General features: G+C 41.8%; 11 protein-coding genes. 9 read left to right on the forward strand and 2 right to left on the reverse strand.

Features of this window, described 5'->3' with window-relative positions:
- Positions 1-186: 186 nt before the first annotated feature.
- Positions 187-342, forward strand: coding sequence for a hypothetical protein (locus ACFVRY_RS02250; protein WP_387496736.1), 156 nt, complete (start codon positions 187-189; stop codon positions 340-342).
- 350 nt (positions 343-692) lie between these two features.
- Positions 693-962 (forward strand): ATP-binding cassette domain-containing protein, encoded by a 270-nt coding sequence (locus tag ACFVRY_RS02255; RefSeq protein WP_387496739.1) that lies wholly within the window; start codon positions 693-695, stop codon positions 960-962.
- A gap of 423 nt (positions 963-1,385) precedes the next feature.
- On the opposite strand, the gene ACFVRY_RS02260 is transcribed toward ACFVRY_RS02255, so the two are convergent.
- Together ACFVRY_RS02260 and ACFVRY_RS02265 are read right to left on the reverse strand one after the other, a co-directional pair.
- Positions 1,386-2,306, reverse strand: a complete 921-nt coding sequence (locus ACFVRY_RS02260; protein WP_387496742.1) for an ETEC_3214 domain-containing protein — start codon at positions 2,304-2,306, stop codon at positions 1,386-1,388.
- 65 nt (positions 2,307-2,371) lie between these two features.
- Positions 2,372-2,878, reverse strand: coding sequence for a hypothetical protein (locus ACFVRY_RS02265; protein ID WP_387496745.1), 507 nt, complete (start codon positions 2,876-2,878; stop codon positions 2,372-2,374).
- Between the two features lie 402 nt (positions 2,879-3,280).
- Between ACFVRY_RS02265 and ACFVRY_RS02270 the strand changes: the two genes are divergently transcribed.
- From ACFVRY_RS02270 to ACFVRY_RS02300, 7 genes are all read left to right on the forward strand, one after another.
- On the forward strand, positions 3,281-5,254 hold the full coding sequence (locus tag ACFVRY_RS02270) for an AraC family transcriptional regulator (RefSeq protein WP_387496748.1): 1,974 nt from the start codon (positions 3,281-3,283) through the stop codon (positions 5,252-5,254).
- Positions 5,241-6,290: a FecCD family ABC transporter permease gene (locus ACFVRY_RS02275; protein ID WP_387496751.1), complete on the forward strand. Its 1,050-nt coding sequence runs from the start codon at positions 5,241-5,243 to the stop codon at positions 6,288-6,290. Before ACFVRY_RS02270 ends, ACFVRY_RS02275 begins: the two co-directional genes overlap by 14 nt.
- Positions 6,287-7,294 (forward strand): FecCD family ABC transporter permease, encoded by a 1,008-nt coding sequence (locus ACFVRY_RS02280; RefSeq protein ID WP_387496754.1) that lies wholly within the window; start codon positions 6,287-6,289, stop codon positions 7,292-7,294. The genes ACFVRY_RS02275 and ACFVRY_RS02280 overlap by 4 nt, the downstream gene beginning before the upstream one ends.
- Positions 7,295-7,439: 145 nt before the next feature.
- A complete protein-coding gene (locus tag ACFVRY_RS02285; protein ID WP_387496757.1) occupies positions 7,440-8,096 on the forward strand; it encodes an SDR family NAD(P)-dependent oxidoreductase in 657 nt (218 codons plus the stop codon).
- Positions 8,097-8,233: 137 nt separating this feature from the next.
- The gene (locus ACFVRY_RS02290; protein ID WP_387496760.1) at positions 8,234-8,851 is read left to right on the forward strand and encodes a thioredoxin family protein; all 618 of its coding nucleotides are present in this window, start codon (positions 8,234-8,236) and stop codon (positions 8,849-8,851) included.
- A gap of 196 nt (positions 8,852-9,047) precedes the next feature.
- Positions 9,048-10,484 (forward strand): alpha/beta hydrolase family protein, encoded by a 1,437-nt coding sequence (locus ACFVRY_RS02295; protein WP_387496763.1) that lies wholly within the window; start codon positions 9,048-9,050, stop codon positions 10,482-10,484.
- Between the two features lie 96 nt (positions 10,485-10,580).
- Positions 10,581-12,017, forward strand: coding sequence for an alpha/beta hydrolase family protein (locus ACFVRY_RS02300; protein WP_387496766.1), 1,437 nt, complete (start codon positions 10,581-10,583; stop codon positions 12,015-12,017).
- Positions 12,018-12,072: the final 55 nt, after the last annotated feature.

Below are 12,072 nucleotides of genomic sequence, written 5' to 3' on the forward strand. Positions count from 1 at the left end.
TAGTGAATATTTTAGTAAAGCGTTAGGGCTGTTTGACCACTAATAGAAGAAATTCAAGGTGGCTGGCCTTCATTAGCGGCATATGAGGATACAGGCTTTGGATGTGTGGCTATACAGGATACTGACGAAGGTCCGACTATTATTAGCTGATGCTCTACAGATTGGGTAGTTGGAAACGAATGTGAATTGGGAATCCAAACCGATCCAAGATATCAAGGCAACGGATGGGCACGTAAAACAGCATTAGGAGCAATTGGGATTGCCAAACAGCGGGGATCACTAGGGTTGGGTGGCAATGCTGGTCCAGCAACATCGGTTCGCAAAGAACAGCACTGTCTGTAGGTTTCAAGCTGCTTGCTGATTTTCCCGTACTGTTCGGATGGAATGGAGATAGTGCCCTCTATTGGAATACAGCCTGTATGTTTTATTTGAGTGGTGAGAAGGAGCGCGCAGTCCATTATTACCGGATGATCCCTCATAACAGTCGCTTCAGCAGCCATTAATATGGAATAAAACATGCTTGTTTAAAGGACTGTCTAGCTCAACTTTCGGGTGATAAGGTTTTGAATCTATTATGGTAAACCAGTTAATGGGATAAATTTGCGGGAATTGCGGTGAATATTTGATTAGATTACACTAAAATAAACTTATAAGTAAGAATATGTTATATAAAAGCTGAATAAAGAAGGTGGATGATCATTAGACCGTTGTTGGAGTGCAAAGGCGTAGTCGAAAAATATGGTAAAAAACATGCTTTGAATGACTTGAATTTAAATGTTCAATCCGGACAAATTAGGGGTCTTTTAGGATCTAACGGGGCTGAAAAGACAACTTTAATGAAATTGATTGTATCGCTACTCCGCGATTACCGGGGAAGTATTCAGATTAACGGTATAAAACCAGGTGTGAAATCAAAGCAAATTGTCGCTTATTTGCCTGACCGGGAATTTCTCTATCAGTGAGTTCTTTCATGTGTTTTTGAATTTTATTACAGTTATCCATAAACTGCTTCTAACTGCATCGTACCCCGTTGTCCGATATACTTCACGGATTGCGTCCTCAATGTCCGACTCTTGAACGCTAAGGTCTCGAATTGGCAGCTTGCCAGAAAGGTCGGCGATCAGTTCTGCTGGGTAGAAGCTAATGAACCCGATGTACACTCATTTGCAACCTCTCCAATAATTAGGGAAATAAGGATAACAGAATATTACAATATCAGAGAAACGGTATTGGTCATAGTAAATTTTACTGTAATGGTTTTTTTACCAAATTATATAGCTGGGCATCTAGCAAGTTACGGATTCTAGAGCTGAACACTAAAAAGGCTGTCAAGATATTCTCGACAGCCTTAGGATGGATATTCTAACTGCTTTTACGATCAGAAATTACTTATACTGCAGAATAGATTGCTTTGAGGTGAAGTACTTGGAATTCAAATGTTTTTCAATAAAGTTCTTCGTATTTATTTCTGATATTGTTGAAAATAGGAAATAGGAGTTGATTTTCGTGTTATCAATTCTCGTTTTTTCATAAACGTCTTCTTGGACTATATTTTCTGTTCCAGAAGACTTTGCGTGAAAGCTAGTGAAATCAAAGTGCTTTTTGTATTTCCGGTAAAATTCATTTGTATCATCTGGGTTAGTAATTTCACTTAATCTTGCAAAAGTACTGTTCATAGAATCCGAATCCCGATTAATATCAGTTATAGCTAGGCCTAAATATCCTTCATTCAACATATCGTAAATTTCAACATAATATTTCTCAAGATCGGGACCACCGCTTCTTGCAAAAATATATTGATCTACTAAGAATTTATCCCAACTTTTGAAAGAATAGTTACTAGGATTCACTGCTTTTAACCTTAAATTCTTAAGTTTTTGTTGTCCACTTTTTTTCGTGTTCAATGTACTTGGAATTCTTGGAGTAAAATATTTGCTATCCGATATTACAACATACCCAAATAATGATTTATTTTTATCAAAATATGTAAGGACGACGTAGTTCTTATCATAGTAGGTTGCAACAGATCCCTTCATGTCTTTATTGTCCAATGTCGTGTAGTCTATGTCCTCAATGACAGTGGGAATACCTAGCTTTTTTTCGATGAAGACATAGTTTTGTCCTAAACGCAAATCGCTTACGTTTTCTGAAAAATCCCTGAGAGCTTTTCCAGGAACGAGATCTTTGCCAAAAGTGCAGGCGACTATAATCCATCCGATAATTGTAATTATCGTGGCAATAAGCTGAAATATCTTCATATAATCATCATATTTATCTTTGAGGAAAGCACTTAGTTTATTTTTCAATTTTCTATCTCCTAGCACATTTAAAATTGGGTTGAGCCTCTCTTTAGATCTAATTGATGAAGTAATTAAGAGTTAGCTATTATCATGATTTTTCTAACAAAATCGTATTCTACAGACAGTTTATAACTTGTAGTAAATTCGGAATGCTCAGAATACATGGAAGAAAGTCCATTGATCCTGCCAATCACTGACTTCGGTATGCTCCCTTGATATACTTTTCCAGCATATTTTATTAATATCTTACTGTTGGGTGATAGTTTTTGGGAAATTTCGGATAATTTGCTGAATCTAAGTATGCCAAATCGACGATCATTATCGGTTATTATTGTGGTTCCATATACAATGTTTCCGGTAATTTCAGGCTGAGTAGAAGCAGGGGTTAGATTTGACGGATCTTCTATACTTTCTTTAAAGCTAGCCTTCATTTTTTTGGCTTTAATTATTAACTCAATGTATTCGGCTCTCTTTTGTAAATCCTCTAGAAATAACTTAACTTCCTCTAAACTCAAGTTATCAATATTTTCAATAGCTTGATCCAACTCAGATAATGCATGCGAAAAATCATCACCCAACGTGTTCATCCTCCTCTTTATAACTCATGAGTACATAGTATCATGAATTAGAACTTATAACAACTTTATTCGACTAAAAAGTACTTTAAAAATTATTTCATGTATTTATTTTAAGTAGGAGTTGTGGGGAGTTGTTCTTTGAGGTTTTTAATGCACGATCCGTAACTGTTCAGTTCTTTGGTTTAACACGAGTAGTTCTTGTAGATCGGGATACTTACGTATTATGTTCCGGCGCTTATAGCAGATGCCTACTGGACGTTGTTCACTGAGCGCCAGGCGCATGATATTAAACGGCGATTGACAAAAGAGAGGATCTACCTAATACTAATTGATAATGATTATCACTATTTTATGATGAAATACTTAAATAGATTGTGTAGTGGATCGGAGTGAAAGGCAAAAATGAAGCTGGAAGATCATATTGTCGCATGGAATCATGCTGCTGTTAAAGTATTGGACATTCGACACACTGTGATGGAGCCTGGGGACAAGCTGCAAGGCTATATATTACCTGCATGTGGGTTTATCTATACTGTGAAGGGCACGGCCAGCATGAATCTGGGCGGCATAGATTACGACGTTGACAGTTCCTTTATTATGCATGGTGGCAAAGGAATGCAACTATGTATAGAGGCAGGGGAGATTTTCGAATATTACCTATTATTCTATAGAGCCTCGTTGCCAGGAAGAAAGGACTTAGCAAGACTTTTAGAACGCAGCAATCCATTTTGGATGCAGTATGGCTTCGAGTCTTTGGAGCCATTGCCATTGCACTATCAACTAATGGCAATGGAACAACTATGGGCCCAGGGAAGCCTATTGGATAGAATTCAAGTTAAAGGCTTGTTCTATCAGTTCGTACATGAATTAATGAAGCAGTTTACAAAGGTTAGAGTTAACCTCAGGCAACCGGATGTCATTGGGCAGGTTGTTCGCTATATCGAGGAGCATTATCGTCATAACTTATCACTAGAATCTATAGCGGAGCAATTTAATTATAGCCCGCGTCATTTATCGACGCGTTTTAAGGGTGAGACGGGGTTCAGCCTGATCGAATATTTGATCCGATTCCGGCTTCAACAAGCAGAAGAGCTATTACGATATACCGATGCACCTCTTCGCGCTATTGCAGAAGAAGTTGGATATAGCGATGTATATTATTTTAGTCGTATGTTCCGTAAATATAATGGTCAAGCTCCTATCCAATTCCGCAAAGAGAGCAGGCAGATGAGCTCATCGGAGAATTCTCCATTTATCGCCGCCGGATTCTCCATTGGCGAGAACATATCCTCCCGCTATAATGTGTTTGAATATGATAATCATTATCAACACAAAAATATCGGAGGGTCTTCACCTATGCGAGTAACAAAGACATCAAGTTTTATTGTAGTGATGCTACTTAGCTTTACCTTGCTTTTAAGTGCATGTGGATCTGCAAACGTGGGTTCGAATGCCGCGAATTCTAATGGCTCCAAAGCTTCAGAAGTGACATCATCAGCAGCTAATCATTCAACGGACAATACCAATGCCAATAAGGAGGTACAGACAAGAACCATCTCTACGCTGAAGGGAGATATTGTCGTGCCAGCTAATCCAGAGCGGGTAGTCGTGTTATATCTTCAAGGAGATCTTATTGCACTTGGCATTAAGCCGATAGGTACTTCGGATGTCTTCGAAGGAGCGCCCTTTGCTGAAATGATGGAGGGTGTTAAAAATCTGGGTGCATGGTATGAGCCTAATCCAGAGGCTATTATGGCACTAAAGCCGGATTTGATCTTAGTTCCTTCTGAAGAAACTTACGATAGGGTTAAGGATATAGCACCGACCGTTTATATTCCTCAAGATACAATGGCGACGGATGAACGTGTAATGAAGATTGGCGAGGTGTTTGGTAAGGCGCAGGAGGCACAAGCTCTATTAGATCATTTCCACGAGAAGGTGGAGAAGAGCAAGCAGAAGCTTGATGAACTGGGAATTTTGGATAAGACAGTAACCATTATCGAAGGCGGCAAAAAAGAGATGGCAGTGATCGATAGCAAGCTTTACGGAAGGGGCTCTCAGATCATCTATGAATATTTAGGGCTAAAGGCGCCAGAAATTATTCAGAAGAAGATTGATGGAAGGGAGAAGGCGACTGGAGGGTTTGTTTCCTTAGAAGTGTTACCTGAGTACATAGGAGACTTCGTATTCCGTTCTGTATGGGATGGGGCTGATGATTTGTCGAACAATCCAATTTGGAACAGCATTCCAGCCATCAAAGAAGGTAGATTGATCGAAATCGGATTTGATTTTTCATATTATTCCGATATTTACTCTCTTGATAAACAGCTCGATTTTGTAGTTGAGAAGCTAGTGTCAGCGTATGAAAAAAAATAGAAAGCTAGATGATAGAACAACCGTAATACCTCATCTTGAGCGGAAATCGTATTTTGGTTTCTTTTTACTCATAGGGATACTGCTGCTGCTGCTTTCGGCAGCAGCTTCTATCTCTTTTGGTTCTGCTTCCATGAGCCTGACAACGGCATGGACAGCGATTTTTAATTTTAACCCTGAACTGACTGAGCATCAGATTATTCATGCCCTTCGTATTCCGCGTACGGCGGCTGATATGATTGCGGGCATGTGTCTCGCAGTAGCAGGAGCGGTTATGCAAGGTTATACGCGAAATCCGTTAGCTGACTCGGGATTAATGGGAGTAAATGCAGGAGCAGCTTTTGCAATGGCCGTTACACTTGCTTTCCTTCCAGGGCAATTGCAGACGACAACATTGCTAGTTAGTTTTATTGGCGCAGGACTTGGCGCGGGCTTAACGTATCTTGCCTCTTCATTGAATCGTTCAGGAATGACCCCTCAACGACTAGTGCTAGCTGGAATGTCAATTACTATGCTATTTGGCGCTATAGGATCATTTATTTCATTAAACTATGGAATTGGCTATGCCCTTGCTTATTGGACATCAGGTAGTGTGGCAGGAGCGACATGGACGGAGATAAAACTAGTCATTCCTTGGTTCTTGGGTGGGCTGGCATTGTCACTTTTCATTTCACGTTCCATTACTGTTTTGAATTTGGGAGAAGAGATCGCGAAAGGATTCGGGCAGCGGACCGGTTTCGTTAAGCTGCTAGCTACGCTTGCAGTTCTTTTACTTGCTGGTGTATCTGTTGCACTTGTAGGACCAATCGGCTTTGTAGGGTTGATTGTACCGCATATCATGCGTTTTTTTGTAGGCGTAGATTATCGTTACATTATTCCGGCGTCAGCCATTTATGGGGGCGTACTTATGGTTGTGGCGGATATTGCGGGAAGATTGATTAATCGTCCGGCAGAGACAGCGCTGGGCATTATTTTTGCAATGATCGGTGTTCCTTTCTTCTTGCTAATTGCGGGTAAAGAGAGGAGAGCTGTCAAATGAGTGTTGTTAAATCGTATAAGGCGACAATATGGGTTCTATCTCTTTTAATACTGCTTATTGTAGGAGCTATTCTTAGTCTTAATATGGGAAAAATGTCTCTCAATCCACTTGAAGTATTTAAAGTGCTGGTTGGACAAGGCCCTGAAGAGAATCATCTCGTTGTTTATAAGTTTCGTCTTCCTCGTATCGTATTAGCGATACTTGTTGGATTTGGGATGGCACTGGCAGGTGCCGTCATGCAGGCGCTGTTGCGTAATGATCTAGCTGATCCCGGCATGCTTGGTATTAGCTCAGGTTCAGGTCTTATGGTGCTATTAATTATCTCGACTGTAGGCATTCAAGGTGCCACTACAGCATTTGTATTGCCGTCAATGGCATTCGTGGGTGGTTTGCTGGCAGCCCTGCTGATTTATGTTCTAGCTTATAGAAAACATCGTATGATTTCATCTACACGACTTGTTCTGACTGGCGTTGCGATTAATGTGGGGTTAAGTGCTCTAACGTTATTTCTGACTTTAAAGCTTGATGACCAAAAGTATGAGTTTGCACAGCGTTGGCAAGCGGGATATTTGTGGGGAGACAAGTGGTCTTATATTAGCTTGTTGCTACCATGGGTGCTGACATTATTCGTATATATTGTGGCCAATGCACGAATATTAAACGTCTTGGTGCTAGGCAATGAAACATCGATAGGCTTAGGAGTCGCTTTAAAGCGGAAATTTCTATGGCTGTCGATTGCGGCTGTCGCTATTGCTTCTGGTTGTGTAGCGCTAGGGGGCTCCATTTTCTTTATTGGCTTAATTAGTCCGCACGTGGCTCGTAAGCTGGTTGGTCACGACTACAAAGTACTTCTACCAGCTTCAGCGCTAATTGGTGCGATATTGCTGCTTGCAGCGGATACGATTGCTCGAACGGTCAGTTTTAAGACGGATATTCCAGCAGGGATTATTGTTACAATGCTTAGTGTGCCTTACTTCCTATATCTACTAATGCGTTCAAAATGAATAGGAATTAATAAAAAAGTCTTTGAGCATGCTCGAAGGCTTTTTGGCATACGAAAGGATAGTCTTTTTTAAAATTGCGTTCTGGTGTATAATACCAAGTAAATATATATGCATTATATAATATGACTTATGGGAGGGTGAGGGCATGAGCAAAAAACTAGCGGTAATTGTAGGTGCAGGACCAGGGGTTAGTCTGCATGTAGCACATAAATTTGGTCAAAATGGCTTTCACGTCGTATTGGCAGCACGCAATAAAATCGCTCTTGAGGAGTTTACGTCACAATTACGAGAAGAAGGCATTGCCGCCGACTATATCATTGTAGACGCAGGCAGCACGGCTTCCATTGAAGCAGGCTTCCAAACGATTAAAGAGGAATACGGTTCACCAGAGCTGTTAATCTACAACGCTGCAGTTATTGCTGGAGGCAAGCCTTCTTCCTTAACAAGCGAAGTACTCGCTCAGCATTTGCAGGTGGATGTTGTCGGAGCGCTGGAAAGCACTCGTCAAGTTTTGCCTGATTTACTAGCCAAGAAATCGGGTACAATCTTGTTTACCGGAGGCGGACTCTCTTTGTTCCCTTCAGCCCAGAACGCATCTTTATCGATCGGCAAAGCCGCAGTGCGCAATCTCGCGCTAACACTTGCTGAGGAACTGAAGCCGGAGGGAATTTTTGTCGGTACAGTGACCATTGCGGGTACAGTGAAGCCTGATACGTATTATGATCCGACAGTCATAGCAGAAGCCTATTGGAAGCTGTTTACCGAGCGCCAGGAGCATGAAATTCTTTTTAAACAGCCATAATAACTAACTTTTAGCGAATAGATCCGGATTATAGCCATTTCGGGAGAGTACGCAGCAAAGGAATCCGTTGGTTAGAAAGGTTGTTAGAGTACAAATTGTGAGAGCGGCAAAGCCGCTCATTACGGGAGGGTATACTTATGAGTACACAACAAACAGCAATTTCAGCTGATAGATTGCAAAAGGCTTTTGCAGATGGTCTTACATTTGAACAGTTCGTCGATCAGGCTGAAGTGAATCAGGAAAGATTACAAACGAATTTTGAAGGCTTTGAGCTAAATGATGAAGATCGGGCTTATTTCGCATCATGGGCTGAACCGGTAAATGTACTGGTGTTGGCTCACGATTGGTGCGGCGATGTTGTATCCAATTTGCCGCTCTTCGCAAAAATTGAGCAGGAAACCGGCAAGCTGAATCTGCATATACTGAACCGCGATCCTGATAATCTGGATATCGCAGAATTATACCCGCATCCAGATGGCAAAAGCCATATTCCTACGTATGTGTTTTTTAATGATAAGGGAGAAGAGCAGGGCATCTTTATTGAAAGACCGGAACAAATTACGGCCTTGTTCCCTAAGTGGGGGGCGCAGTTCTGGGACCTGAATCCGGAATTGGAAGGGCGAAACCAAGCGATTGCGGAATTAGATCCGGCAGTGAAACAGGCTTATTATAAATATTTGCTTTCACAGCGTGCAGATACTAAGGATGTCGAAAAACAAGGAATCATCAGCATCATTCAATCCATTGTAAAATAAAGCTTTTTTACTTTAATAATACTGACATATAATTACTGCCGCCGCAATTTGGCGGTTTTTTTTGTGCAGTCACAGACGCTAAATGAGCCTTACGGATTATTTATACAGGAAGCACTTGTACCTCCACCCACTGGAGAATGTAAGCTCTGTTTTAGCTAGCGGCTAGCAGTCAACTATACACGGAGGTGCAATGCATATGAGGTTTTTTGAAGTTTTGATTATTGTTTTCAATATATTGTTGATCAGCTGGATTCTATTATTCAAGAACAAATCGCAACGAGGACTGCTTATTGGCTTCGGTGTTTCCGCCATCATTATGTTGGTGCATAGGGTCATTGAAGGGATGCGCTGGCCGATGATTCCGGCTTATGTCATGACGGCGTTGCCACTTGTGATCTTCGCTGTCAGATTGAAGTCGAAGTCTCGCCAAGCGGGGGAACAGCCTGCTCGGAAAAGATCCATTGTGAAGCTCGTCTTGCTGACTTTGCTGACCGTTATTTATTCAGCTGTAGCGATAGCCTTGCCGGTATTACTTCCCGTATTCACCTTTAACAAACCGGCAGGCCCTTACAAAATCGGCACAGTCACTTATGATTGGAAAGATGATCAGCGGGACGAAGTCCTCACGCCAGACACGAGCGACAAGCGCGAGTTAATGGTCCAAGTCTGGTATCCTGCTGATGCAAAAGCGAAAGGAAAAACAGAATTCTATCATTCTGAGCCTGATATTCTTGCGGAAGGATACAGTAAAGTTTTTAATATGCCCAAGCTATTGTTTACGGCCTTCGGTAAGGTTCGTACACATGCCATAGAAAATGCGGAAATTTCCAATGCAGAGTCGACTTATCCGGTGCTTATTTTTTCACATGGCCTGAGTGGAACTAAAATGCAGAACACCTTTCAAATTGAACAATTAGTTAGCCAGGGTTACATTGTAGTGGGCATAGATCATACCTACAGCAGTACAGCTTCCATTTTCCCTGATGGGCGTGTGGCGTATTATCAACCGATAGATATGACCTCCACTGGCCCTATGGATGAATTGAACGATCAATGGGTAGGGGATGCTGAATTTGTGCTGGATCAAGTGGAGAAGCTGGCGGCGAATGATCCGGAACATCGTTTTACAGGCCGAATGGATATGAATCATGTGGGGATGTTTGGCCATTCCTTTGGTGGGGCAACAAGCGTTCAAATGGTAATGAAGGATGCAAGAGTGAAGGCCGCTATTAATATGGATGGAGTATTATATGGTAAACTGCGTATTCCAGAAGAAGGACTGAACAAGCCGTTTCTGATGATGAGTGCGGATAGGAGCCTGGAGGCTTTACAAAGCACGGATAATAGTGAGCTCTCTGATCTTGGGAAGAAACTCATGGAACGCTTTGATCATATAGCTGACGGGGGGAATTACTGGATGACCCTAAAGAACATGACACACATGGGCTTTACCGATATTTATCTGCTCTCACCACTGTTTCAATTCCTTCAAAAGGGCAATATTCGAGAGGCTCAGAGCCTTATTAATGATTATTCGCTGGATTTCTTCGATCATTATTTAAAAAACAAGCCACTTCGGCTACTAGAACAAAATATCGGTGAGCACCGGGCGTTCAATCTTCAAAAAGACTGATATGAAAAAAAGACTTGAATCTCCACCTACTGGAGATTGTAAGCTGTATAGTAGCTAGTGCTAGCAACTTACTATCAACATGGAGGTTTAATGCTTATGAGGTTTTTTGAAATGGTGTTGCTTGTTTTCAATATTTTGCTGATGGGCTGGATTCTATTTTTCAAGAACAAGACACAGCGTAGTTTGCTAATTGGATCCGGGATTTCCGTCATCCTCTTGCTGTTGCACGGGGTCATCGAAGGCATGCGCTGGGCGATGGTTCCAGCGTATGTGTTGACGGTAGTGGCATTATTGTTATTCGTTGTCAGATTGAGATCCAAGTCTCGCCAAGCGGGGGAACAGCCTGCTCGAAAAAGATCCATTGTAAAGCTCGTCTTGCTGACCTTGCTGACTGTTATTTATTCAGCTGTAGCGGTAGCCTTGCCGATATTACTTCCCGTATTCACCTTTGATAAACCAACGGGTTCTTACAAAATCGGTACAGTTACTTATGATTGGAAAGATGATAGTCGGGATGAGGTCCTCACGCCAGATCCAAATGACAAACGCGAGCTAATGGTACAAATCTGGTATCCTGCTGACGCCAAAGCGAAAGGGAAGATTGCGGCCTATCATTCGGATGCCAATGCTTTTGTTGAGGGATACAGCAAGATGTTTAACTTCCCTAAACTGTTATTTTCATCTATAGGTTATGTCAAGACGCATGCTATAGAGAATGCAGAAATTGCAAATGCAGAACCGTCCTACCCGGTGCTTATTTTTTCGCATGGTCTGACTGGAAATAAAATGCAGAACACCTTCCAAGTCGAACAATTGGTTAGTCATGGTTACATTGTGGTCGGCATAGACCATACCTATAGCAGTACCACTTCTGTATTCCCGGATGGACGGGTAGCACCATTAATTATGCAAGACATAAAGTCTATTACCGATCTGGATCATGCCAATGAACAATGGGTAGAAGATGCCAAGTTTGTATTGGATGAGGTCGAAAAGCTGGCGGCCAATGATCCAGACCAACGTTTTACCGGCCGGATGGATATGAATAATGTGGGGATGTTCGGCCATTCCTATGGGGGAGCGACAAGTACGCAAGTGTTGATGGCGGATTCCAGAATCAAGGCAGCCATTAACATGGATGGTGTATTATATGGCCAGCGGATTATTCCGGAAGAAGGGCTTGGCAAGCCGTTTATGATGATGAGTGCGGATTCCAGTGTAGAGAATATTAACTCCACTACAGAAGGCAGCCCGATCGATATGAAGAAGGAAGTCCTGCCGCGGTTCGCTAATATCACTAAGGGCGGTAACTACTGGATGATCCTGAACAAGACGACGCATATCAGCTTCACTGATTTTGTTCGGTTCTCACCACTTTTCCAATTGATGCAAGGACGCAATATTGGGGAGGCTTACAACCTAATTAACGATTATTCACAGGACTTCTTCGATCATTACTTGAAAAATCAGCCTTTCCGGCTATTGGAGCAAAATATTGGAGAGCATCCGGATTTTACGATTTTACATGACTAATTATAACTATGAACAGCCCAAAGGTCTTAGTCTTTGGGCTGTGCGTTGTGATAAG

It is taken from the genome of Paenibacillus sp. NPDC057934, from assembly GCF_042887565.1.
Classification (GTDB): Bacteria; Bacillota; Bacilli; order Paenibacillales; family Paenibacillaceae; genus Paenibacillus_AQ.

Bases quoted from the DNA above. Each gene is read 5' to 3' on its own strand.
- ACFVRY_RS02275 (WP_387496751.1), top strand. From the start codon at position 5,241: ATGAAAAAAAATAGAAAGCTAGATGATAGAACAACCGTAATACCTCAT.
- ACFVRY_RS02285 (WP_387496757.1), top strand. From the start codon at position 7,440: ATGAGCAAAAAACTAGCGGTAATTGTAGGTGCAGGACCAGGGGTTAGT.
- ACFVRY_RS02270 (WP_387496748.1), top strand. From the start codon at position 3,281: ATGAAGCTGGAAGATCATATTGTCGCATGGAATCATGCTGCTGTTAAA.
- ACFVRY_RS02290 (WP_387496760.1), top strand. From the start codon at position 8,234: ATGAGTACACAACAAACAGCAATTTCAGCTGATAGATTGCAAAAGGCT.
- ACFVRY_RS02280 (WP_387496754.1), top strand. From the start codon at position 6,287: ATGAGTGTTGTTAAATCGTATAAGGCGACAATATGGGTTCTATCTCTT.
- ACFVRY_RS02300 (WP_387496766.1), top strand. From the start codon at position 10,581: ATGAGGTTTTTTGAAATGGTGTTGCTTGTTTTCAATATTTTGCTGATG.
- ACFVRY_RS02255 (WP_387496739.1), top strand. From the start codon at position 693: ATGATCATTAGACCGTTGTTGGAGTGCAAAGGCGTAGTCGAAAAATAT.
- ACFVRY_RS02295 (WP_387496763.1), top strand. From the start codon at position 9,048: ATGAGGTTTTTTGAAGTTTTGATTATTGTTTTCAATATATTGTTGATC.